Source organism: Pseudomonas sp. FW305-25 (genome assembly GCF_017351415.1).
Lineage (GTDB): Bacteria > Pseudomonadota > Gammaproteobacteria > Pseudomonadales > Pseudomonadaceae > Aquipseudomonas > Aquipseudomonas chlororaphis.
This window is the reverse complement of sequence record NZ_JACNDE010000012.1, coordinates 138,187-160,236: the sequence shown is the minus strand read 5'-3', so window position 1 is coordinate 160,236 and position 22,050 is coordinate 138,187. Positions and strand designations below refer to the sequence as shown.

At 62.8% G+C, this 22,050-nt stretch carries 20 protein-coding genes and 1 pseudogene; 13 read left to right on the top strand and 8 right to left on the bottom strand.

Annotated features, from left to right (window positions below; all coding sequences use genetic code 11):
- Positions 1 to 114: 114 nt before the first annotated feature.
- Positions 115 to 579 carry a TlpA disulfide reductase family protein gene (locus J4E58_RS14355; RefSeq protein ID WP_007931800.1) on the top strand — a complete coding sequence of 155 codons (465 nt, stop codon included), beginning with the start codon at positions 115 to 117 and terminating at the stop codon, positions 577 to 579.
- Between the two features lie 114 nt (positions 580 to 693).
- On the opposite strand, the gene J4E58_RS14350 is transcribed toward J4E58_RS14355, so the two are convergent.
- The 4 genes and pseudogenes from J4E58_RS14350 to J4E58_RS14335 all read right to left on the bottom strand — a co-directional run bounded on the left by J4E58_RS14350 (position 694) and on the right by J4E58_RS14335 (position 5,431).
- Complete coding sequence (locus J4E58_RS14350; RefSeq protein ID WP_007927741.1) at positions 694 to 1,098, bottom strand: META domain-containing protein; 405 nt, start codon at positions 1,096 to 1,098, stop codon at positions 694 to 696.
- A complete protein-coding gene (locus J4E58_RS14345) occupies positions 1,095 to 1,532 on the bottom strand; it encodes a hypothetical protein (protein WP_009050281.1) in 438 nt (145 codons plus the stop codon). The genes J4E58_RS14350 and J4E58_RS14345 overlap by 4 nt, the downstream gene beginning before the upstream one ends.
- Positions 1,533 to 1,622: 90 nt before the next feature.
- A complete protein-coding gene (locus tag J4E58_RS14340; protein ID WP_087092441.1) occupies positions 1,623 to 2,612 on the bottom strand; it encodes a 2-hydroxyacid dehydrogenase in 990 nt (329 codons plus the stop codon).
- Between the two features lie 66 nt (positions 2,613 to 2,678).
- A pseudogene (locus J4E58_RS14335) lies at positions 2,679 to 5,431 on the bottom strand (response regulator).
- Positions 5,432 to 5,651: 220 nt separating this feature from the next.
- On the opposite strand from J4E58_RS14335, the gene J4E58_RS14330 reads away from it, so the two are divergent.
- The 7 genes from J4E58_RS14330 (at position 5,652) to J4E58_RS14300 (ending at position 13,985) form a co-directional block, all read left to right on the top strand.
- A complete protein-coding gene (locus J4E58_RS14330; RefSeq protein WP_087092440.1) occupies positions 5,652 to 6,374 on the top strand; it encodes a response regulator transcription factor in 723 nt (240 codons plus the stop codon).
- Positions 6,361 to 7,773: a sensor histidine kinase gene (locus J4E58_RS14325; protein WP_087092439.1), complete on the top strand. Its 1,413-nt coding sequence runs from the start codon at positions 6,361 to 6,363 to the stop codon at positions 7,771 to 7,773. Before J4E58_RS14330 ends, J4E58_RS14325 begins: the two co-directional genes overlap by 14 nt.
- Before the next feature lie 80 nt (positions 7,774 to 7,853).
- Complete coding sequence (gene cysM / locus J4E58_RS14320) at positions 7,854 to 8,756, top strand: cysteine synthase CysM (protein ID WP_009045119.1); 903 nt, start codon at positions 7,854 to 7,856, stop codon at positions 8,754 to 8,756.
- Positions 8,756 to 10,108 carry a 23S rRNA (uracil(1939)-C(5))-methyltransferase RlmD gene (gene rlmD / locus J4E58_RS14315; protein ID WP_007927761.1) on the top strand — a complete coding sequence of 451 codons (1,353 nt, stop codon included), beginning with the start codon at positions 8,756 to 8,758 and terminating at the stop codon, positions 10,106 to 10,108. Before cysM ends, rlmD begins: the two co-directional genes overlap by 1 nt.
- Before the next feature lie 120 nt (positions 10,109 to 10,228).
- A complete protein-coding gene (relA, locus tag J4E58_RS14310; RefSeq protein WP_007927768.1) occupies positions 10,229 to 12,472 on the top strand; it encodes a GTP diphosphokinase in 2,244 nt (747 codons plus the stop codon).
- A 112-nt stretch (positions 12,473 to 12,584) separates the two neighbouring features.
- Positions 12,585 to 13,418, top strand: a complete 834-nt coding sequence (mazG, locus tag J4E58_RS14305; RefSeq protein ID WP_087092438.1) for a nucleoside triphosphate pyrophosphohydrolase — start codon at positions 12,585 to 12,587, stop codon at positions 13,416 to 13,418.
- Positions 13,419 to 13,445: 27 nt separating this feature from the next.
- Positions 13,446 to 13,985: a DUF2058 domain-containing protein gene (locus J4E58_RS14300; protein ID WP_007927770.1), complete on the top strand. Its 540-nt coding sequence runs from the start codon at positions 13,446 to 13,448 to the stop codon at positions 13,983 to 13,985.
- Positions 13,986 to 14,079: 94 nt separating this feature from the next.
- Here J4E58_RS14300 and J4E58_RS14295 read toward each other — a convergent pair whose 3' ends face one another.
- From J4E58_RS14295 to purM, 4 genes are all read right to left on the bottom strand, one after another.
- The gene (locus J4E58_RS14295; RefSeq protein WP_087092437.1) at positions 14,080 to 14,268 is read right to left on the bottom strand and encodes a hypothetical protein; all 189 of its coding nucleotides are present in this window, start codon (positions 14,266 to 14,268) and stop codon (positions 14,080 to 14,082) included.
- A 329-nt stretch (positions 14,269 to 14,597) separates the two neighbouring features.
- The gene (locus J4E58_RS14290) at positions 14,598 to 15,311 is read right to left on the bottom strand and encodes a DUF3108 domain-containing protein (protein ID WP_007927772.1); all 714 of its coding nucleotides are present in this window, start codon (positions 15,309 to 15,311) and stop codon (positions 14,598 to 14,600) included.
- Between the two features lie 8 nt (positions 15,312 to 15,319).
- Positions 15,320 to 15,970 (bottom strand): phosphoribosylglycinamide formyltransferase, encoded by a 651-nt coding sequence (purN, locus tag J4E58_RS14285; protein WP_087092453.1) that lies wholly within the window; start codon positions 15,968 to 15,970, stop codon positions 15,320 to 15,322.
- A gap of 11 nt (positions 15,971 to 15,981) precedes the next feature.
- Positions 15,982 to 17,040 (bottom strand): phosphoribosylformylglycinamidine cyclo-ligase, encoded by a 1,059-nt coding sequence (gene purM / locus J4E58_RS14280; RefSeq protein WP_087092452.1) that lies wholly within the window; start codon positions 17,038 to 17,040, stop codon positions 15,982 to 15,984.
- A gap of 385 nt (positions 17,041 to 17,425) precedes the next feature.
- Between purM and J4E58_RS14275 the strand changes: the two genes are divergently transcribed.
- The 5 genes from J4E58_RS14275 to J4E58_RS14255 all read left to right on the top strand — a co-directional run bounded on the left by J4E58_RS14275 (position 17,426) and on the right by J4E58_RS14255 (position 22,036).
- Complete coding sequence (locus J4E58_RS14275; protein ID WP_102673055.1) at positions 17,426 to 18,457, top strand: DUF2066 domain-containing protein; 1,032 nt, start codon at positions 17,426 to 17,428, stop codon at positions 18,455 to 18,457.
- A gap of 36 nt (positions 18,458 to 18,493) precedes the next feature.
- The gene (locus tag J4E58_RS14270) at positions 18,494 to 19,567 is read left to right on the top strand and encodes an AI-2E family transporter (protein ID WP_007927776.1); all 1,074 of its coding nucleotides are present in this window, start codon (positions 18,494 to 18,496) and stop codon (positions 19,565 to 19,567) included.
- Positions 19,568 to 19,795: 228 nt separating this feature from the next.
- A complete protein-coding gene (gene hda, locus J4E58_RS14265) occupies positions 19,796 to 20,500 on the top strand; it encodes a DnaA regulatory inactivator Hda (protein WP_007898944.1) in 705 nt (234 codons plus the stop codon).
- A gap of 213 nt (positions 20,501 to 20,713) precedes the next feature.
- A complete protein-coding gene (locus tag J4E58_RS14260) occupies positions 20,714 to 21,337 on the top strand; it encodes a C40 family peptidase (RefSeq protein ID WP_025805656.1) in 624 nt (207 codons plus the stop codon).
- A gap of 165 nt (positions 21,338 to 21,502) precedes the next feature.
- Positions 21,503 to 22,036 carry a C40 family peptidase gene (locus J4E58_RS14255; protein ID WP_007927778.1) on the top strand — a complete coding sequence of 178 codons (534 nt, stop codon included), beginning with the start codon at positions 21,503 to 21,505 and terminating at the stop codon, positions 22,034 to 22,036.
- Positions 22,037 to 22,050: the final 14 nt, after the last annotated feature.

Below are 22,050 nucleotides of genomic sequence, written 5' to 3'. Positions count from 1 at the left end.
TGCGTAAGGTGGCGGCTATTCTACCTGTGCGACGGGCAGTCCTGAACCTTGCGAGGCGATGGGTCGCACGAGAAAGCGGGTTTGACGGTTTTTTTTCAATACAAGGATCAAGGCATGGCAAGGCAACTGGCGGCGGCATTGGCGATCATCGGCACTTTGTTGCTGAGCGGCTGCGGTAACGATTACGGGGTCGATCAATATGGCCGGAAAGTCGCCGCCGAGCGCGTGGACAAGCAGTGGCTGGTGCTCAATTACTGGGCTGAATGGTGTGGGCCGTGCCGCACCGAGATTCCCGAGCTCAATGCATTGGCCGAAGGGCTCAAGGGCCAGCCGGTGAGTGTGCTGGGGGTCAATTTCGATAATGTGCAGGGCGAAGAACTGAAGAGCGCCAGTGAAAAACTGGGGATCAAGTTCACCGTGCTGGCGCAGAACCCGGCGGAGATTTTCGATTTGCCACGCAGCGAAGGCTTGCCGGTGACCTACATCATCGATGACCAGGGCAAGGTGCGTGAGCAACTGATGGGCGAACAGACTGCGGCGGGCGTGATGGCGAAGCTGGAAGCCCTGCGCGGGCATTGATCTGTAGCCGCCGCCGCAGGCTGCGATCGGCCTGCAAGGCCGTTGCAATCTTGGGATCGCTGAAGGTCCTGCGGACCTTATCGCAGCCTGCGGCAGCGGCTACAGGGGGCGGTATCAACCTTCCTCGAGCCACCAGCGCAACGGCTTGCCTTCGGCCGGCCAGAAGCGCACTTGCTCGATTGGGGAAATGTCCCAGCGCTGGACGGTTTCCAACGCCTGCAGGAAGCGTCGTTCCTGCTCCATCAGGGCTGGCGCGCACAGCTTGCGGGTACTGCCGACCTTGCCGAAGCTGAGCTTGTCGCCGTCCAGGGTATAGGGCGCAAACCAGTGGTTGCAGCCGCCGTTGCCGTAGGCGCGACCGTCTTCACCGAGGGTGATGGTCAGGTGGCTGTAGTCGATCAGCGGACGTTCGCCGATCCACTCCAGGATGTAGCTGCGATCCTGCTGCAGTTTCACCGGCTCCGCCGCGCAACCCAGCAGGCCGGCGCCGAACGCGGCGGTCAACGCCAGGCGTTTCATTGGGCGGCTCGCTGGCATTTCGGGCAGAGGTGTTTTTCCCCTTCGCTGATCCAGCCCAGCTCGGCGATCCGCGCGCTGGCCGCGGGCTTTTGCGCCTTGCTGCCCAGCTTGGCGTCCACCGCGAACTCGAAGCTCAGCTCGGCCGCACAGCTGTCGCAGTTGACCTGCCACTGATGGATCGCCAGCTCGCCGAATACCGGACCACGGGCCACGGCGACCCACTGGCCGACCGGGTTGATCAGGTGCCGCACGGTTTCCACCGTCAGGCGCATCGACAGGTCCTTGCTGCCCTTGAGGGTGACGATCAGCACGTCGTCGTTGCGGATGGAACCACCGTTGCCGGTGACCTGATAGCGGCCGGGCACCAGGGCGCGGCATTCGATCAGGGTGTGTTGCGGGTTCATCAGGCTGTAGCGGAAATCGTGTTCGACCATGGGTCCTCCAAATCTGGCGCGTATGCTAGCACGCACCCCGATATCTCAGGTTGCAGGCAGATGACCTTCGCTTACCGCCGGTCCGTCGGCTCAGCCTTCCACCCGGTTGCAGGGCGCGCCGGCGGCCCAGGCGGCGATGTTGTGCAAGGTGGTGTCGGCGATCGCCGCCAGGGCCTCGCGGGTGAGGAACGCCTGGTGGGCGGTGACAATCACGTTGGGGAAGGTCAGCAGCCGCGCCAGCACGTCGTCCTGTAGCGGCAGGTCGGAGCGGTCCTCGAAGAACAGCTGCGCCTCCTCTTCGTAGACATCCAGCCCCAGGTAGCCCAGCTGGCCGTTCTTCAGGGCCTCGATCAGCGCCGGAGTATCCACCAGGCCGCCGCGGCCGGTGTTGATCAGCATTGCGCCCGGTTGCATCCGGGCCAGGCTCTGGCGGTTGATCAGGTGTTTGCTGTCGGCGGTGAGCGGGCAGTGCAGGCTGACGATCTGCGCCTGGGCCAGCAGCTCCGGCAGGCTCAGGTAACGTGCGCCCAGGGCCTCGACTTGCGGGTTGGGGAAGGGATCGTGGGCCAGCAACTGGCAGCCGAAGCCGGCCATGATCCGGGCAAATGTCGCGCCGATCTGCCCGGTGCCGACGATGCCGACGGTTTTTCCCACCAGGTCGAAGCCGGTCAGGCCGTGCAGGCTGAAGTCGCCTTCGCGGGTGCGGTTGTAGGCGCGGTGCAGGCGGCGGTTCAGCGCCAGGATCAGGGCCACGGCATGTTCGGCCACGGCATGGGGAGAATAGGCCGGGACCCGGACCACGCTCAGGCCCAGGCGTTTGGCCGCGGCCAGGTCGACATGGTTGTAGCCGGCCGAGCGCAGCGCGATCAGGCGCGTGCCGCCGGCGGCCAGTTGCTCCAGCACCGGGGCGCTCAGGTCGTCGTTGATAAAAGCGCAGACCACCTCGTGGTGCTCCGCCAGGGCCGCGGTGTCCAGGCTCAGGCGCGCGGCCTGGAACTGTAGCTCGATACCCGGCGGCGGCTCGGCGCCGAGGAAGCTGTCGCGGTCATAGTTCTGGCTGCTGAAGAGAATCGTGCGCATGGCGTCGTCCTTGTGGGAGGTTGCCCCGAGCATGAGCCTTCGGGGCAAACCTGTCGTTGCCCTGGGTCAGGCGTTGATGCGGGCCTCCGTGGCCAGGCGGTTGATGGCCCGTTCGAGTTCGTCGAGGGCGGCGAATGCCTTGACGTCTTCCTGCTTGAGCAGGGTTTCGCTGCGCTGGCAGGCGGCGCGCAACTGCGGCACGCCACAGTAGCGGGTGGCCCCGTGCAGACGGTGGACCCGTTCGATCAGCGCATTGTGGTCGTTGGCGGCACGGGCGGCGCGAATCGCTTCACGATCGGCCTCCAGCGAGGCCAGGAGCATCGCCAGCATGTCGGCGGCCAGGTCCGCCTTGCCGGCGGCCAGGCGCAAACCTTCGTCGTGATCCAGCACTTGCAGCTCGAGGCCGTTGCCGGACGGTTCGCCAGTGCGTTCCGGTCCCTGGTTGCGCAGGGCCAGACCGGTCCACTTCAGCACCACCTGAGCCAGTTGCCGCTCACTGATGGGCTTGGTCAGGTAGTCGTCCATGCCGCTTTGCAGCAGCGCGCGTTTTTCGTTGGCCATGGCGTGGGCGGTGAGGGCGATCACCGGCAGCGGCGTGCAGTTGCGTTCGCTCTCCCACTGGCGAATCGCCTCGGTGCTCTGGCGGCCGTCCATGCCGGGCATCTGCACGTCCATCATCACCAGATCGAACGATTCGTTCTGCACTGCCTTGACCGCCGCATAGCCGCTGTCGACCGCGAGCACCTTGGCGCCCATGTCTTCGAGCAGGGTCTGCACCAGCAGCAGGTTGGCCGGGTTGTCATCGACACACAGCACCCGTGGCGGGCGACTGGCGATCGGTTCGCTCGGCTCGTTGCGCACCACCTTGGGGTTGACCAGATCGGCCAGGGCGCGCCGCAGTTTGCGGGTGCAGGCCGGTTTGGCCTGCAACTGGCTGTGAGGGTTGGGCACCGACAGATGGAACAGCGTCTGTTCGGTGGTCGGGCACAGCACCAGTACTTTGCAGCCCAGGTGCTCGAGGTCCCAGATGTGCTGGTTGAGGCGTTCCGGCGGCATGTCATTGCTGGTGATGCCGAGCACCGCCAGATCGATCGCCTGTTCGGTCTGGTGCACTCCGGTCACGCCGTTGGTCAGGGCTTCCAGGGTATTGAACGGCGTCACTTCCAGACCGCAGTCCTCGAGTTGATGCTGCAGGGCCTGGCGTGCCAGCTCATGGTTCTCCAGGACTGCGATCCGCCTGCCGAGCAGCGGCGGGCGGGCAGGTCTTCGGCGTCGTCGCGGGTTTTCGGCAGGCGCAGGCTGATCCAGAACTCCGAACCTTCGCCGGGCGTGCTGTCGACGCCGATCTCGCCACCCATCTGTTCGATCAGGCGCTTGGAGATCACCAGCCCAAGGCCGGTACCGCCCGGTTGCCGCGACAGCGAGTTGTCGGCCTGGCTGAAGGCCTGGAACAGGGCGCGCACGTCCTGGTTCGACAGGCCGATGCCGGTGTCCTGAATGCTGATGCGCAGTTGCACGCTGTCTTCGTGTTCTTCTTCGAGCATGGCGCGGGCGACGATGGTGCCTTCGCGGGTGAACTTGATGGCGTTGCTCACCAGGTTGGTGAGGATCTGCTTGAGACGCAGCGGGTCGCCCACCAGCGACAGCGGGGTATCGCGATACACCAGGCTGACCAGTTCCAGCTGCTTGGCGTGGGCGGCCGGGGCGAGGATGGTCAGGGTGTCCTGCAACAGGTCGCGCAGGTTGAACGGAATGCTGTCGAGCACCAGCTTGCCGGCTTCGATTTTCGAGAAGTCGAGAATTTCGTTGATGATTCCCAGCAGGCTGTCGGCGGACTTTTCGATGGTGCCCAGGTAATCCAGCTGGCGCGGGGTCAGTTCGCTTTTCTGCAACAGGTGGGTGAAGCCGAGAATACCGTTGAGCGGCGTGCGGATCTCGTGACTCATGTTGGCCAGGAATTCCGACTTGATGCGGCTGGCCTCCAGGGCCTCCTTGCGCGCCAGGTCCAGTTCGATGTTCTGGATTTCGATGGTTTCCAGGTTTTGCCGGACGTCCTCGGTGGCCTGGTCGATGCTGTGTTGCAATTCTTCCTGGGCGTTCTGCAGGGTGCCGGCCATGCGGTTGATGCCCGAGGCCAATTCGTCCAGCTCCTGGCTGCCGAGCAAGGGCAGGCGGGTTTCCAGGTTGCCGTCCTTGAGTTGGGTAACGGCATGTTTGATCTGGCTCAGCGGGTTGTTGATGGTGCGCCCCATGCGCAGCGCCAGCAGGCCGGTGCAGATCAGCCCGGCGATAATCAGCAGCAGGCTGGCGAACAGGCTGCGGTAGCCGCGCAACAGCATGCTGTTATGGGACAGCTCCAGCTCGACCCAGCCGAGCAGGCGGTCGGACTCGTCGGGAATCAGGTCGCCGGCCAGGTTGCGGTGGCGGCCGAACACCGGCAGCAGATAGCGGGTGGCGTCGCTGCCGGTGCGTTGCAGCATCTGGCTGCCGTTACCGGTCGGCGCCTGGTTGAGCATGCTCGGGCCGGCATGGGCCAAGGGGGTGCGGTCGGGCGCGAGGAAGGTCACTGCGCGCACGTCCTGCTGTTCCAGGGACTGGGTGGCGATGCGTTCCAGCAGGGCGATGTTCTTGTGGGCCAGGGCCGGTGCCACCAGGGGCGCCAGTTGCTCGGCGATCATTTCGCCGCGTTGCAGAAGCTGGGTTTGCAGGTCCGACTGCTGCATCCAGGTGAAATAACCGCCCAGCACCAACGCCATCAGGCTGGTTGGCAGCAAGGTCAGTAACAGCACGCGGCCTTTGATCCCCAGTTTCTTAAGCACGCAACTCTCCTGCTACCACGCCGTTTTGAATGAACCCTGCGCACATCCGGTGCGCACCACCTGCGCAGTGTAGCCATTTGCTTTGCCGCAATCTTCGCAAAATTAACCGTCGAACCGCTCAGGTGCCGCAGGCTGGCGAGCGCTTTGTCGACCGGTGTCGGTTGCCCGGCCGCGGACAATCTTGAATAATCGCCCAACTGAGAATTACTTGCAGAAGCTAATGAATCCCGTATCTGTCAGCCACCCCCGGATCCTGAGTATCGAAGACGACCTGGTGCTCGGTGCCTACGTGCATGAGCAATTGGGTCGTTGTGGGTTTGATGTCACCTGGTGCCAGAACGGCCAGGAAGGCCTGACGATGGCTCGCCAGCAACCTTTCGATGTGGTGCTGATGGACATCCTGCTGCCGGGGATGGACGGGCTGACGGTGCTCACCCATTTTCGCCAGAGCCATTCCACGCCGGTGCTGCTGATGTCGGCGCTGGGAGCCGAGGCCGATCGCATCAGCGGTTTTCGCCTGGGGGCCGACGATTATCTGCCCAAGCCCTTCAGCATGGCCGAGCTGCGGGTACGGATCGAAGCCATCCTGCGGCGCGTGGCCCTGGATCGTCGGCCGGCCCCGGCGCCGCTCAGGCAGGAAGCCCAGGGCCTGCGTTTCGACGACGAGCTGTGCGACGTGCATTACGGACAACAGTGGGCCGGGCTGACCCGCAGCGAATACCGCCTGCTGGAGACGCTCAACCGCAACGGCGACGAGGTCCTGAGCAAACCCTTCCTTTATCAGCATGTGCTGCAGCGCGGCTACGCGCCTCATGATCGCAGCCTGGACATGCACATCAGCCAGATCCGCCGCAAACTCAAGGCCATTGGTTATGTCGCGCGGGAAGTGCGTACGGTCTGGGGCAAGGGCTATGTGCTGAGTGCCGTCGATGAAATGGCCTGAGCTGCCCGGCAGGCATTCGCTGTTCTGGAAGCTGGCCTGCCTGTTGGTCGCGTTCTGCCTGCTGATGATCTGGCTGAGCTGGTCCTGGGGCCGCTACATGGAACAGAAGAACCTGTTCCTTTCCGACGAGGCCCGCGGCACGCTGACCGGCTACGCCGCCGAAGCCGAACAGGCCTGGAACCAGGGGCAGAGCGCCGGGGTCGATGCCTGGCTGCAGGGCATGGCCGAGCGCGAGCGCCATTGGGTCGGGGTCATCGGCCGCGACCTGCAATCGCTGAGCAGCTATCCGCTGAGCGAAGCCGAGAGCCAGCACCTGACGTTCCTGCGCGGCCTGGATTGGCCGGTCAGCCGGCATACCCGTGGCTTGCCCTGGCTGAAGATTGCGTTTCCCAACGACCCGTCCGCCGGCAGCCTGGTGATCGAGTTGCCCCAGCGCTTCATGCCCGGGCGCTACCGGGTGTTCTGGCGGGTGCTGACCAATGGGGTGATTCCCGGCCTGTTCACCCTGCTGCTGTGTGTCGGGCTGTATCGACTGCTGGTGGTGCCGCTGAACCAACTGCGCGAACAGGCCAACGCCTGGCGCGCCGATCAACTGAATGCGCGGCTGTCGAGCCAGACCACCAGTCGCCAGGACGAGTTGGGCGAGCTGGGTCGGGCGTTCGACCAGATGTCCGAGCGCCTGCAGGGCACGGTGGCCTTGCAGCAACAATTGCTGCGCGATCTTTCCCATGAATTGCGTACGCCCCTGAGTCGCCTGCGGGTCGCCTGTGACGGCGAGCAGAGCCTGCCGGCACTGCGCGAGCGGCTGGCACGGGAGGTCGATGGCATGCAGCGGCTGGTGGACGACACCCTGCAACTGGCCTGGCTCGACACCGAGCGGGCACCGCTGGCCGAGGAAGACATCCAGATCCAGGCCCTGTGGGAAATGCTCACGGAAAACGCCTGTTTCGAAAGCGCCTGGTCCAGCGCGCAACTGCACTGTGCGCTGGACGCTTCATGCTGGGTCCGAGGCAACCTCAATACCCTGGCCCAGGCCCTGGAAAATATCCTGCGCAATGCCATCCGTCATTCGCCCGCGGGCGGTCGTGTGCTGCTGGACGGCCAGCGTCAGGGCGAGCATTGGCTGCTGTGGCTGGAGGATGAGGGGCCTGGCGTGGCCGACGCCGATCTGCAGCGGATCTTCGACCCCTTTACCCGCCTCGACGGCTCGCGTCCGGGCAATGGCGGTTTTGGCCTGGGGTTGAGCATCGCGCGCAACGCCGTGCAGCGTCAGGGCGGCCAGCTGTGGGCGGAAAATACCGGGCGTGGGCTGCGTTTGAACATGCGCCTGCGGGCTGCCGTTGTGATGGACGCGCCTTCGCCCGAGGCTGATTCGCTGCCTTATATCGTTAAGCCATAAGACCCTCACTTTGCGTGATATGGCCTGCGAACGTTTGCCGGTATGATAGTCGCCCCCGCAGTCCGGATTGCGAATACGCCATGACCTTGCAGTACCCCACCATCGCCGATTGCGTCGGCAACACCCCGCTGGTCCGTTTGCAGCGCCTGCCTGGCGTCACCAGCAACACCCTGCTGCTCAAGCTCGAGGGCAATAACCCGGCGGGTTCGGTCAAGGACCGCCCGGCGCTGTCGATGATCACTCGCGCCGAGCTGCGTGGGCAGATTCACCCCGGCGATACGCTGATCGAAGCGACCTCGGGCAACACCGGGATTGCCCTGGCGATGGCCGCGGCGATCAAGGGCTACAAGATGATCCTGATCATGCCCGACAACTCCAGTGCCGAGCGCAAGGCGGCAATGACCGCCTATGGCGCCGAACTGATCCTGGTCAGCCAGGAAGAGGGCATGGAAGGCGCGCGCGACCTGGCCGAGAAGATGCAGGCCGAAGGTCGTGGCAAGGTGCTCGACCAGTTCGCCAACGGTGACAACCCGGAGGCGCACTACACCGGCACCGGCCCGGAAATCTGGCGGCAGACCGAGGGCACCATCACCCATTTCGTCAGCTCCATGGGCACCACCGGCACCATCATGGGCACCTCGCGTTATCTGAAGGAACAGAACCCGAACGTGCAGATCATCGGCCTGCAACCGATGGAAGGCTCGGCCATTCCCGGCATTCGCCGCTGGCCGCAGGAATACCTGCCGAAGATCTACCAGGCCAGTCGCGTGGATCGCATCGTCGACATGGCGCAAAGCGAAGCCGAAGACGTGACCCGGCGCCTGGCCCGCGAAGAAGGCATCTTCTGCGGCGTGTCCTCGGGCGGTGCGGTGGCGGCGATGTTGCGCCTGTCCCGCGAAGTCGAAAACGCGGTGATTGTCGCGATCATCTGTGACCGTGGCGACCGTTACCTGTCGACCGGCATCTTCGATGCGCCCAACTGATGGCTAAGCCAGTCAGAGGCTTGCGCTTCCAGCCTTCGGGCGGCAGCCGGGCTGCGCAGATACCCGTCGGGAAAAAACAGCGCCTGACCATCGAGCGTCTGGCCAACGATGGTCGCGGCATTGCCTTCCTGGAAGGGCGTACCTGGTTCGTCGCTGGCGCATTGGCGGGCGAAGAGGTCGAGGCGCGTGTGTTGGGCGCCCACGGCAAAGTGGTGGAAGCCCGTACCGAGCGGGTATTCAGCGCCAGCGATCTGCGGCGCCCGGCGCCATGCGCCCATGCCGGCCGTTGCGGTGGCTGCAGCGTGCAGCATCTGCCCCATGACGAACAGCTTGCCCTGAAACAGCGCATGCTCGCCGAGCAGCTGTCGCGGGTCGCCGGTGTCGAGCCAGAGGCATGGGCAGCGCCCTTGAGCGGTCCGGAGTTCGGCTACCGGCGCCGGGCGCGGGTCGCGGTGCGCTGGGACGCCAAGGCGAAAAAGCTCGAAGTGGGTTTTCGCGCCGCCGGCAGCCAGGACATCGTCGCCATCGACGAATGCCCGGTGCTGGTACAGCCCTTGCAACCGATCATGAGCCGCTTGCCGGCCATGCTGCAGCGCCTGAGCAAACCGCAGGCACTGGGGCATGTGGAGTTGTTCAGCGGTTCGGCGATTGCCGTGCTGCTGCGCCATATGGCGCCGTTGTCCGCGGCCGACCTGGAGATTCTCCAGGCGTTCTGCGCATTCCATGAGGCCCAGTTGTGGCTGCATGGCGAAGGCGAGCCGCAACCGGTGGACCCGGACCAGGCCCTTGGCTATCGCCTGGAGCCCTGGAATCTGCAGCTGGCTTATCGGCCGGGAGACTTTGTCCAGGTCAACGCCGGGGTCAACGAGGCGATGGTGGCCCAGGCCCTGGAATGGCTGGCGCCACAGGCCGACGAGCGCGTGCTGGACCTGTTTTGTGGCTTGGGCAACTTTGCCTTGCCGCTGGCGCAGAACGTTCGGGAAGTGGTGGCGGTCGAAGGGGTGGCGACCATGGTCGCGCGTGCGGCGCAGAATGCTGCTAGCAACAATTTGCATAACACCCGGTTTTTTCAGGCCGATTTATCGCAGCCCCTGAGCGACGCCGAGTGGGCCCGCGAAGGCTTTTCTGCGGTACTCTTGGACCCACCTCGGGACGGGGCTTTCGAGGTGGTCCGCAAGCTGGCGAGCCTGGGCGCCAAGCGCCTGGTTTATGTGTCATGCAACCCTGCCACTCTGGCGCGTGACACAGTCGAACTGGTCAGACAGGGCTACCGGTTAAAACGTGCCGGGATCCTCGATATGTTTCCTCAGACGGCACATGTCGAGGCCATGGCGTTATTTGAAGCGAGCTAGGATGGCTCGTCTAATCCGTTGGCCCGTCAGGCAGCACTCGCCGGCCCAGCGAGGAAATACTGGCAGTGAAGGTCAGCGATTTGACGCATTGAATGTGCGTCGTAGGGAAGGTAAAGCAAGATGGTACAGGTGAGAGCGCACCAGCCGATCAACACCGACGGCAGTATCAATCTCGAGGCGTGGCTCGATCATGCGGTCAGCGTCGACATGGCACTGGACCGTGAAGCCTTGAAAGAAGCCTGCGAGTTCGCTCGTGAGGCAGAGCAACAACACATCGCGGCGAAGAATCTCAGCGGCGAGGACATGTCGAGTTTCAGCACTGGCCTGGAGATCGCGGAGATCCTCGCCGACCTCAAGCTGGATCAGGATTCGCTGGTGGCCGCGGTGCTTTATCGTGGCGTCCGGGAAGGCCAGATCCCGCTGCCGGCCGTCAGCCAGCGCTTCGGCCCGGTGGTGGCCAAACTGATCGACGGCGTGCTGCGCATGGCGGCGATCAGCGCCAGCCTCAGCCCCCGCCAATCCCTCGTGCTCGGCACCCAGGCCCAGGTGGAAAACCTGCGCAAGATGCTGGTGGCGATGGTCGATGACGTGCGCGTGGCGCTGATCAAGCTGGCCGAGCGGACCTGCGCGATCAGGGCGGTGAAAAACGCCGACGACGAGAAGCGCAACCGCGTTGCCCGGGAAGTCTTCGACATCTATGCACCGCTGGCGCATCGCCTCGGTATCGGCCATATCAAATGGGAGCTGGAGGACCTGTCCTTCCGCTACCTGGAGCCTGAGCAGTACAAGCAGATCGCCAAGTTGCTGCACGAGCGGCGCCTTGATCGCGAGCGTTTCATCTCCGACGTGATGAACCAGCTGCAGAACGAACTGCGGGCCACCGGCGTCGACGCCGACATCAGCGGCCGGGCCAAACACATCTATTCGATCTGGCGCAAAATGCAGCGCAAGGGCCTGGAGTTCAGCCAGATCTACGACGTGCGCGCGGTGCGCGTGCTGGTCCCGGAAATGCGCGACTGCTACACCGCGCTGGGGATCGTCCACACCCTGTGGCGGCACATTCCGAAAGAGTTCGACGACTACATCGCCAACCCCAAGGAGAACGGTTACCGCTCGCTGCACACGGCGGTCATCGGCCCTGAGGGCAAGGTGCTGGAAGTGCAGATCCGCACCCACGCGATGCACGAAGAGGCCGAGCTGGGGGTCTGCGCCCACTGGCGCTACAAGGGCACCGACGTCAAGTCCGGTTCCAACCACTACGAAGAGAAAATCTCCTGGCTGCGTCAGGTGCTCGAGTGGCATGAGGAGCTGGGGGATATCGGCGGCCTGGCCGAGCAGTTGCGGGTGGATATCGAGCCGGACCGGGTCTACATCTTCACCCCCGACGGCCACGCCATCGACTTGCCGAAAGGCGCGACCCCGCTGGACTTCGCCTACCGCGTGCACACCGAGATCGGTCACAACTGCCGGGGTGCGAAGATCAATGGGCGCATTGTGCCGCTCAACTACAGCCTGCAGACCGGCGAGCAGGTCGAGATCATCACCAGCAAGCACGGCACGCCGAGCCGCGACTGGCTGAACCCGAACCTGGGCTATGTCACCACCTCGCGGGCGCGGGCGAAGATCGTCCACTGGTTCAAGCTGCAGGCGCGGGATCAGAACGTGGCGGCGGGCAAGACTCTGCTCGAGCGCGAACTCAATCGCCTCGACCTGCCGCAGGTGGATTTCGACAAGCTGGCCGACAAGGCCAACATGAAAACCGCCGAGGACATGTTTGCCGCCCTGGGCGCGGGCGACCTGCGCCTGGCGCAACTGGTCAACCTGGCTCAGCAACTGGTGGAGCCGGAGCGCGGCAACGAACAGCTGGAACTGATCCCGCGCAAGGCCACCGGCTACAAGCCCGGCAAGCGCGGCGACATCCAGATCCAGGGCGTCGGCAACCTGCTGACCCAGATGGCCGGCTGCTGCCAGCCGCTGCCGGGGGATGCGATCGTCGGTTACATCACCCAGGGCCGTGGGGTGAGCATTCACCGCCAGGACTGCGCCTCGGTGCTGCAACTGGCCGGCCGCGAGCCGGAGCGGATCATCCAGGTCAGCTGGGGCCCGGTGCCGGTGCAGACCTACCCGGTGGACATCATCATTCGCGCCTACGACCGCTCCGGCCTGCTGCGTGACGTGTCCCAGGTGCTGCTCAACGAACGGATCAACGTGCTGGCGGTCAACACCCGCTCGAACAAGGAGGACAACACTGCGCTGATGTCCCTGACCATCGAGATTCCGGGGCTGGACGCGTTGGGGCGGCTGCTGGGGCGTATTTCCCAGTTGCCGAACATCATCGAGACTCGCCGTAACCGTACCCCTTGAAAGTCGGAGCGTAGGAGTGAGGCTTGCCCGCGATGGCGATTTGTCTGACATACCGCTATCGCGGGCAAGCCTCGCTCCTACAGAAAACATGGTTTGGCAATGAGAGTGACCGATGTACAGCCTTGAAGACCTGTTGCACCTGATGGCGCGGCTGCGGGACCCGCAGTACGGCTGCCCTTGGGATATCAAGCAGAGCTACGCCACCATCGTCCCCCACACCCTGGAAGAAGCCTACGAAGTGGCCGATGCCATCGAGCGGGGCGATTTCGAGCACTTGCAGGGTGAGCTGGGCGATCTGCTGTTCCAGGTGGTGTATTACAGCCAGCTGGCGCGGGAGGAAGGGCGTTTCGAGTTCGATGGCGTGGTCGACAGCATCACCCGCAAGCTGATCCGTCGCCATCCCCATGTATTCCCTACCGGGGACCTGTACGCGCCGCTGGATATTCCGCGGCTGGATGAAGAACAGGTCAAGCAGCGCTGGGAAGAGATCAAGGCCGAGGAGCGTGCCGAGAAGTCGGCGCAGCCTTTGCAGTTGTCCTTGCTCGACGATGTGCCCACGGCGCTGCCGGCGCTGTCTCGTTCGGCCAAGCTGCAAAAACGCGCGGCACAGGTCGGTTTTGACTGGCCGGACGCCTTGCCGGTGGTGGACAAGATCCGCGAAGAGCTCGATGAAGTGCTCGAAGCCATGTCCGAGAATGACCCGCAGGCGATCGCCGACGAGGTGGGCGACTTGCTGTTCGCCGTGGTCAACCTGGCCCGACATCTGAAGGTCGATCCGGAAACCACCCTGCGTGGCGCCAATGCCAAGTTCGAGCGACGCTTCCGATTTATCGAGCAGGCATTGCGCGATACCCGCCGACCCATGGAAGATTGCACCCTCGAAGAGTTGGACGCCTTGTGGGGCGAAGCCAAACGTCAGGAAAAGAATTTGCCCAGCTGTGGCTGAGGCTGTTGCCTAAGTGAGTGAGCACCAATGAGCCTTTCCCTTCGCGACCAGTTGCTCAAAGCAGGGCTGGTCAACCAAAAGCAGGCCAAACAGGTCAGCAAAGAGAAACAGAAGCAGCAACGCCTAGTCCATAAAGGCCAGGTCGAGGCGGACGATACCCAGGCGCGCCTGGCCCAGGAGGCGCAGGCCGAGAAGGTCAAGCGCGACCAGGAACTCAACCGCCAGCAGCAGGAGAAGGCCGAGCAGAAGGCCCGTGCCGCGCAGATCAAGCAACTGATCGAAGTGTCGCGCCTGCCGAAGCTGACCACCGAGGATTACTACAATTTCGTCGACGACAAGAAGGTCAAGCGCCTGTCGGTGAACACCCTGATGCGCAACAAGCTGAGCAGCGGCTCGCTGGCCATCGTGCACCATGCCGGCGGTTATGAGGTCATCCCGCGTGAAGCCGCGCTGAAGATCCAGGAGCGCGATCCACGGCGCATTGTTCAGCTCAACACGCCGACCGAGGCGCCGGACGAGGACGATCCGTACGCGGCCTACCAGATCCCTGACGATCTGATGTGGTAAACCCGCAGAAACAACAAACCCCGCCATGAGCGGGGTTTGTTGTTTCTGAAGCGCCTGCCGATGCGTGGCGGCAGGCGCGGCAGTCGTTGTGAGGTCAGGAGCTTTGCGGTGCGCGGTTCTGCTCCAGCTTCTCCAGTTCGGCCTTGTAATTATGGGCATCGCTCTCGGAATGAAACATTCCCACCAGCAAGTCTTGTTGATGCACGTTCCAGATCCGTACACCTGCGGCTACGCCTTCATGGGACATGTGTGAATCGTCGCGTTCAGTTACTTTTACAGTCATCTGCTAGCTCCAATCTCTATTGATCTGCAGCAAGGCGTGTGCAGGACTCTGTTATATATTTTGTTAGCTGGCTAAGTAAATTGCTTTCAAATGCAACAATCTTTTGCAGATTTCGAAACAGTCCCGCAGGCCGCGGAAACTGTGGCATTCGGTCGCAGGGGTCGGAGTTTTATGACAAAAGTTTCATGTTGGGCGGCTGTCGTACTGGGTGTTTTGGCCCGGCGAGAGAGCCTGCCGGGTCGCCAGGAGGGCTGTGCTTGAGCGGCTAAATGGAAGCACCAGGCGAAAAAAAGCCCCGCATCGGCGGGGCTTTTTCATTGTCGTGCGGCTTAGCTGCCTTTGACGGTCTTGCCGTTGACGGTGCCGTTCAGGAGCATGATGTTGTACTCCTTGCCGTCGGTTTCGACCTGTTGCAGGCGAACCAGCAGGTAATCCCAGTCCTTGGCGAACCACATGACGGTGATGCGTTTGCTTTGTGTCGGGTCGCGCACGCGCTCGACCTTGATCGCGTCGATCTGGCCGGCCTTGGTGTCGACTTTTTCCGAGCCCAGGACACGGAAGTCGTAGGTATCGACTTCGCCATCATCGACGACCTGGTAGCTCATGCTTTTCTTGCCGGCGGCTACATCGTGCTGCAGAGCGAGCTGGTAGGTGGATTTGTCGACCATGCCGCGATTGAGCGGGATCTTGACTGCATCGCCGCGATCGGTGCCGGTGACCATCTTGGCATTCCAGTCGAAGTCCAGGTCGGCCTTCTTGGCTTTGCCCAGGCCGCCGCGCTCGAAGTGATAGGACTGCGGCAGCAGGGTGTCCTTGTCGAGCGTCAAGGTGCTTTCTTCAGTCAGGCTGGCGATCATCATCGAAGCCTTGAAGCTCAGCTTCCAGGTGCCGTCGCCTTTCTTTTCCAGGCTGCGTTCGGCGGTACCGCTCATCGGCAGCTGTTTCCAGTCGGCGGTATAGCTGGCGGAGAAGGGTTGAAGGTCCGCAGCCTGCGCGAAGGGCAGGGCGAGCAGAGCACAAGCGAAGAGCAGGGCGCGACGCATAAAATCTCCTAATTACGAATCAAGTGGCCACTGGCGGCCAGTAACTGACCATCCAGTAAAGCACCCTGTTCGCCGAGTGTGAGTCGACCTTCGGCAAACCAGCGTACGGCCATTGGGTAAATCCGGTGTTCCTGGACGTGGACCCGCTGCGCCAGGCTTTGCGGCGAGTCGTGCAACTCTACCGGGATCACTGCCTGTACGACCAGTGGTCCGCCATCGAGTTCCTCTGTCACAAAGTGCACGCTGCAGCCGTGCTCGGTGTCTCCGGCCTCCAGCGCTCGCTGATGAGTGTGTAACCCTTTGTATTTGGGTAGCAGCGAAGGATGGATATTGAGCAGGCGACCCTGATAGTGCCGCACGAAGTCCGCGCTGAGAATGCGCATGAATCCGGCAAGCACCACGAGCTTGGGCTGGAAGGCGTCGATCAGTTCGATCAGCGCGGCATCGAAGGCCTCGCGACCTTCGAATGCCTTGTGATCGAGAGAGCGGGTATCGATACCGGCGTCCCGGGCGCGTTGCAGGCCGTAGGCGTCGGCGCGGTTGGAAATCACCGCGCGGATGCGTACCGGGCTGTCGTCGCCCCGGGTACTGTCGATCAGGGCCTGCAAGTTGCTGCCGGTACCGGACAACAGCACCACTACATCACAGGTGGCTGGCATCGGCTCTTGCATCAATGTGCCTTGAGGTTTTTCAGCTCGACCCGGGCAGCGCCTTCGGCGGCGCTAGCGATCTGACCAATGACCCAAGGTTGTTCGCCGGCTTCGCGCAGGACGTTAAGGGCGCTTTCAACGTGCTCTTGAGCCACGCAGATCACCATGCCCACGCCGCAGTTCAGCACGCGGTGCATTTCGTGTTCGTCGACGTTGCCTTTCTCTTGCAGCCAGTCGAATATCGCCGGGCGCTGCCAGCTGGCCACGTCGACCACGGCCTGGGCGCCTTTTGGCAGGACACGCGGAATGTTATCCAGCAGGCCGCCGCCGGTGATGTGGGCCATGGCCTTGACCGCGCCAGTGTCCTTGATCAGCTTGAGCAGTGGCTTGACGTAGATGCGGGTCGGGGCCATCAGCAGTTCGGTCAGCGGCTTGCCGTCGAGCTGGACGGTTTCGATATCGGCACCGGAGACTTCGATGATCTTGCGGATCAGCGAGTAGCCGTTGGAGTGCGGGCCGGACGATGGCAGGGCGAGCAGGGCGTCGCCGGTGGCAACCTTGGAGCCGTCGATGATTTCGGCTTTTTCCACCACGCCGACGCAGAAGCCGGCCAGGTCGTAGTCTTCGCCTTCGTACATGCCGGGCATTTCAGCGGTTTCACCGCCGACCAGGGAGCAGCCAGCCAGTTCGCAGCCGGCACCGATACCGGTAACCACGGTGGCGGCAACGTCGACGTTCAGTTTGCCGGTGGCGTAGTAGTCGAGGAAGAACAGCGGCTCGGCACCGCAGACCACCAGGTCGTTGACGCACATGGCGACCAGGTCCTGGCCGATGCTGTCGTGTTTGTTCAGGTTCAGTGCCAGGCGCAGCTTGGTGCCCACGCCGTCGGTACCGGAGACCAGTACTGGCTGCTTGTAGCCGGCCGGGATTTCGCAGAGGGCGCCGAAACCGCCCAGGCCGCCCATGACTTCCGGGCGCGCAGTGCGCTTGGCGACGCTCTTGATGCGTTCGACCAATGCTTCACCGGCGTCGATGTCTACACCGGCGTCTTTGTAGCTCAGGGAGGGTTGCTTGCTCATGATCCAGGCCTTTAGGGGGGATTCAGGGGTATCGACCGAGTCCAGGGAGGCCATTGAAACAGTCGCGGCGGCAATGCCGCGCAATCATTTCAGCGACCCCGGCTGTTGCCGGTCTGCGAAGGCGCGCGATTTTATCAGGCTTGAGGTGTAGCGGCCATCCTCGGGCCGACGGGCAGGGCATATCCGCTTAAAAAAAACCGCAATTGCGCGTGTCGATCGCGCCGCTCGGGGCTGTATAAGGTATAGCCTTGTACCCGCTGTCGTTATGACAGCACGAAAACTTCCATCGACCGGGTGAATGTTTGCCCAGGCTTTGTGGTCACAGCCTGGGTCAATCCTGTTCATGCGGTCTGTTCCAGCCGCCTTTTGTCGTCGGGAATCCTCCATGCGTTTGGGTAAATTTCTTTTTGTGGGCTGTTTGTCATTGGTCAGCCTGGCGAGTCATGCCGAAACCCTCAATAACCTGTATCAGGTCCGCGAACCGGTTAGCAGCCAGTCCCCTGGCGAGCGCGACCAGGCCACCCAGCGGGCCCTGGAAACCCTGGTATTGCGCCTGACCGGTGATAGCAAGGCCTTGCAGAACCCGGGACTGGCGGCGATCCGCAAGGACCCGCAGCAGATCATCAGCCAGTACGGCTACGACGCCGGTCCTCCCGAAAGCCTGCAGGTCGACTTCGACCCGGCCAGCACCGACCGGGCGTTGCGCCAGGCTGGCCTGTCGCTGTGGGGCAGTAATCGCCCGTCGATTCTCGGCTGGTGGCTGACCGACTCCAGTGAAGGTTCCAGCCTGGTGGGCGATGGCCAGGCCAGCGCCACGCCGTTGCGCCGCGCTGCCCTGCATCGCGGCCTGCCGCTGCGTTTGCCGCTGGGTGACCTGAATGAGCAGATTGTCGCTACGGCGCCGAATCTCGAAGGTTCCGATCCGGCGCCATTGCGCGCCGCGTCGGAGCGTTACGGCGCGGACGCCCTGCTGGCGGTGCATGCCAGTGAAGAGGGCGGTCAGTGGCAGGCCAAATGGCGCCTGTGGCTGGGTGACCAGAAGGAACAGGGCAGCGTCCAGGGAGCTGATGTGCCGGCCTTGGCCGATGCCGTGCTGTTGGCGGTCAGCCAGCGCCTGGCCCCGCGTTTCGTGGTCAAGCCGGGCGCATCCAGCGAGCAGTTGCTGGAAGTGCAGGGCATGAACCTGGAGCGCTATGCGGCGTTGGGCCGTTTGCTCGAGCCCTTCGGTGGGCGTTTGCAGAGTGTCGATGGTGATCGTTCGGTGTACCGGGTCAGCGGCAGCGCCGAGCAGTTGCGTGCGCAACTGAGCCTGGCACGGTTGCAGGAAGTCCCGGCGGGCGCTGTGCCTGTCCAGCCGACTGTCGAAGGCGCGACACCTGCGCCTGCACCGGCCGCGCAACTGAGGTTTCGCTGGTAGGTTTTCTTTCTTTATATAGAAGCAATGGAGTGGTTCATGGCTGATACGCGTCGATGGGTCTGGTTGGGTGGGTTGGTCCTGCTCTGTGGATTTGTGTACCTGTTGCATCCGATCCTGACGCCGTTCCTGGTGGCCTTGCTGTTGGCCTATCTGTTCGATCCGCTGGTGGACCGCCTGGAAAAGCTCGGGTTGTCGCGCACCTGGGGCGTGGTGGCGGTATTTGCCCTGTTCACCCTGATCGTCATGGCGTTGTTGCTGGTGCTGGTGCCTATGCTCGCCAAGCAGCTGCTGCGCCTGTACGAACTGGCGCCGCAGATGCTCGATTGGCTGCAGCACACGGCGATGCCCTGGGCGCAGTCCAAGCTGGGTTTGTCCGATGGTTTCTGGAAGTTCGACAAGGTCAAGGCGGCGATCAGCGAGCACATGGGGCAGACCACCGATATCGTTGGCGTGGTCCTGAGCCAGGCAACGGCTTCCAGCCTGGCGCTGATTGGCTGGCTGGCCAACCTGGTGCTGATTCCGGTGGTCAGCTTTTACCTGCTGCGCGACTGGGACCTGATGATGGCGAAGATCCGCAGCCTGTTGCCCCGTGATCGCGAGGAGCGTGTGGTGGCGCTGGCGGGGGAATGCCATGAAGTGCTGGGGGCGTTCGTCCGTGGTCAACTGCTGGTGATGGTGGCCCTGGGGATGATCTATGCGGCCGGCCTGATGCTGGTCGGGCTGGAACTGGGGCTGTTGATCGGTCTGATTGCCGGCCTGGCGGCCATCGTGCCGTACATGGGGTTTGTCATCGGCATCGGCGCGGCGCTGATTGCCGGGTTGTTCCAGTTCGGTGGCGACCTGTACCCGATGATCGGCATCGTGGCCGTGTTCATGGTCGGCCAGGCCCTGGAGGGTATGGTGCTGACCCCCTTGCTGGTGGGCGACCGGATCGGCCTGCACCCGGTGGCGGTGATCTTCGCGATTCTCGCCGGTGGCGAGCTGTTCGGTTTCACCGGCATCCTGCTGGCCTTGCCGGTGGCGGCGGTGATCATGGTGCTGGTGCGCCATGTGCACGACTTGTACAAGGATTCGGACATCTATAGCGGTGTAGAGGAGTCCGAGTTGTAACGTCCACTGTTAATGCTTTCGGGGCGCCTGCGTTTCAGGCGGGTGCCATCGAGAGTGTTTACAGCTGTCACATCCACCGTCAAAGAAACCCCCGTGATTTCATCAGGCTAACGCAAACCTTTGATTTTGCTTGTGGTCTGCTACATTGTGCGCCCGGCGTCACGGGTATAAACTTTGCAAACTTTACACAGAGGCCACTAACGGTTCGTTTGGAACTGTTCAGTCAGCATGAAACCGATTCAGCTGCCCCTAGGTGTGCGTCTGCGTGATGACGCCACCTTCATCAACTACTACCCAGGCGCCAATGCCGCTGCACTCGGCTATGTCGAGCGGCTTTGCGAAGCCGACGCCGGCTGGACCGAAAGCCTGATCTACCTCTGGGGCAAGGATGGGGTAGGGCGTACGCACTTGCTGCAGGCGGCCTGCCTGCGGTTCGAACAGTTGGGGGAGCCAGCGGTCTATTTGCCCCTGGCGGAATTGCTGGACCGCGGCATCGAAATCCTCGACAACCTGGAACAGTACGAACTGGTCTGCCTGGACGACTTGCAAGCGGTGGCGGGCAAGGCTGACTGGGAAGAAGCGCTGTTTCATCTGTTCAACCGCTTGCGTGACAGCGGCCGGCGCCTGTTGATCGCGGCTTCGACCTCTCCCCGGGAGCTGCCGGTGAAGCTGGCGGACCTCAAATCCCGCCTGACTCTGGCGCTGATCTTCCAGATGCGCCCGCTCTCGGATGAAGACAAGCTGCGTGCATTGCAATTGCGCGCCTCGCGTCGCGGGCTGCACCTGACCGACGAAGTCGGGCACTTTATCCTGACGCGCGGTACCCGCAGCATGAGCGCCTTGTTCGAGCTGCTGGAGCGCCTCGATCAGGCGTCCTTGCAGGCTCAGCGCAAGCTGACCATTCCCTTTCTCAAAGAAACCCTGGGCTGGTAAAATCGCGGGCGGTAGTGGCTTTTTGGCATATTTCAGGCGCCAGAAACCCGCATCCGGAAGCGGTTCCAGAGGCGCGTGCGTTTAAAATGGGCTTAAGGCCTTAGATGTTGAGTAGAAACTGATAAGTCACATTTCAATCGATTGAATTTGCAAATTAGAGCGATAGAAGGCATAGTCGCGGCTTCTTTATAACTTTAAGCCACGGTCGTGCCCATGCTGAAGCGCTTCGCACCCCTCGTGCCTCTTGCACTCGTTACCCTGTTATTCGGTTGCGCCACCCACTCTCCGGTGAGCCAGCAAGAGCAGCAACAACAGGTTCAAAACTCTTCAAAAGCCCAGTCTTCCGCTATTTTCCAGGAAGAGCTGGCAACCGAAAAAGAACTCGCCGAGTTCGCTGACAGCAAGCCTTACCAGCTGCCAGTGCTGGCTGACAGTATTCTCGAACGTGGCATGTCCCTGATCGGTACCCGTTACCGTTTCGGCGGTACCTCTGAAGCCGGTTTCGATTGCAGCGGTTTCATCGGCTACCTGTTCCGTGAAGAGGCCGGCATGAATCTGCCGCGCTCCACCCGTGAAATGATCAACGTTGATGCTCCGCTGGTTGCGCGTAACAAGCTGCAGCCGGGCGATCTGCTGTTCTTCGCCACCAATGGCCGCCGCGGTCGCGTAAGCCACGCTGGCATCTACCTGGGCGATGACCAGTTCATCCACTCCAGCAGCCGCCGCAGCGGTGGCGTGCGGGTGGACAGCCTGGGCGACAGCTACTGGAGCAAGACCTTCATCGAAGCCAAGCGCGCCCTCGCCATGGCCCCGACCGTGGTCACCGCACGCAAGTAAGCGGACTTTTTGTAAGGTGAAGTTAAAGTCTTACTTGAAGTTTGGCGCGTAGACGCTAGAATCCTGATCTATTGTTGAAAACTAACCGCGTAAGCCCTGCTTACGCGGTTTTGTTTTCGGCCTCACGGCAGAGAAAGCCGCATCCAGATCAGGATTGTTCTGCATATGTCGACGTCGGCCCGCCTTGCATTGATCGTTCTCGCCGCGCTGCTCAGCGCGTGCGCCAGTCGTACCCCGCCACCCGCGCCCGTGGTACGTGCTCCCGTATTCAACACTCCCCAGACCTTCTCGCCGGCTGCCGAAGACGTGCTGTTTCGTGCGTTGGGCCTGGTGGGCACGCCTTATCGCTGGGGCGGCAACACGCCCGACTCCGGTTTCGATTGCAGTGGCCTGATCGGCTACGTCTATCGCGACGCAGCCGGTATCTCGCTGCCGCGCTCGACCCGCGAAATGATCGGCATGCGGGCACCGAATGTCGGCAAGAACGCCTTGCAGACCGGCGACCTGATATTTTTTGCCACCAATGGCGGTTCCCAGGTCAGCCATGCGGGCATCTATGTCGGCGAAGGCCGCTTCGTCCATGCGCCGGCCACCGGCGGCACGGTGAAGCTAGATAGCCTGTCCAAGGCCTATTGGCAAAAAGCCTACCTGAGCGCCAAGCGCGTGCTGCAGCCAGAGCATCTGGCGCACAATCCTTAGTCCTGTCTCTGCGT

Bases quoted from the DNA above. Each gene is read 5' to 3' on its own strand.
- cysM (WP_009045119.1), top strand. From the start codon at position 7,854: ATGACCTTGCAGTACCCCACCATCGCCGATTGCGTCGGCAACACCCCG.
- relA (WP_007927768.1), top strand. From the start codon at position 10,229: ATGGTACAGGTGAGAGCGCACCAGCCGATCAACACCGACGGCAGTATC.
- J4E58_RS14325 (WP_087092439.1), top strand. From the start codon at position 6,361: ATGAAATGGCCTGAGCTGCCCGGCAGGCATTCGCTGTTCTGGAAGCTG.
- purN (WP_087092453.1), bottom strand. From the start codon at position 15,970: ATGCCAGCCACCTGTGATGTAGTGGTGCTGTTGTCCGGTACCGGCAGC.
- J4E58_RS14260 (WP_025805656.1), top strand. From the start codon at position 20,714: ATGCTGAAGCGCTTCGCACCCCTCGTGCCTCTTGCACTCGTTACCCTG.
- J4E58_RS14355 (WP_007931800.1), top strand. From the start codon at position 115: ATGGCAAGGCAACTGGCGGCGGCATTGGCGATCATCGGCACTTTGTTG.
- J4E58_RS14290 (WP_007927772.1), bottom strand. From the start codon at position 15,311: ATGCGTCGCGCCCTGCTCTTCGCTTGTGCTCTGCTCGCCCTGCCCTTC.
- J4E58_RS14255 (WP_007927778.1), top strand. From the start codon at position 21,503: ATGTCGACGTCGGCCCGCCTTGCATTGATCGTTCTCGCCGCGCTGCTC.
- mazG (WP_087092438.1), top strand. From the start codon at position 12,585: ATGTACAGCCTTGAAGACCTGTTGCACCTGATGGCGCGGCTGCGGGAC.
- J4E58_RS14350 (WP_007927741.1), bottom strand. From the start codon at position 1,098: ATGAAACGCCTGGCGTTGACCGCCGCGTTCGGCGCCGGCCTGCTGGGT.
- J4E58_RS14270 (WP_007927776.1), top strand. From the start codon at position 18,494: ATGGCTGATACGCGTCGATGGGTCTGGTTGGGTGGGTTGGTCCTGCTC.
- J4E58_RS14300 (WP_007927770.1), top strand. From the start codon at position 13,446: ATGAGCCTTTCCCTTCGCGACCAGTTGCTCAAAGCAGGGCTGGTCAAC.
- J4E58_RS14345 (WP_009050281.1), bottom strand. From the start codon at position 1,532: ATGGTCGAACACGATTTCCGCTACAGCCTGATGAACCCGCAACACACC.
- J4E58_RS14295 (WP_087092437.1), bottom strand. From the start codon at position 14,268: ATGACTGTAAAAGTAACTGAACGCGACGATTCACACATGTCCCATGAA.
- J4E58_RS14330 (WP_087092440.1), top strand. From the start codon at position 5,652: ATGAATCCCGTATCTGTCAGCCACCCCCGGATCCTGAGTATCGAAGAC.
- J4E58_RS14275 (WP_102673055.1), top strand. From the start codon at position 17,426: ATGCGTTTGGGTAAATTTCTTTTTGTGGGCTGTTTGTCATTGGTCAGC.
- hda (WP_007898944.1), top strand. From the start codon at position 19,796: ATGAAACCGATTCAGCTGCCCCTAGGTGTGCGTCTGCGTGATGACGCC.
- J4E58_RS14340 (WP_087092441.1), bottom strand. From the start codon at position 2,612: ATGCGCACGATTCTCTTCAGCAGCCAGAACTATGACCGCGACAGCTTC.
- purM (WP_087092452.1), bottom strand. From the start codon at position 17,040: ATGAGCAAGCAACCCTCCCTGAGCTACAAAGACGCCGGTGTAGACATC.
- rlmD (WP_007927761.1), top strand. From the start codon at position 8,756: ATGGCTAAGCCAGTCAGAGGCTTGCGCTTCCAGCCTTCGGGCGGCAGC.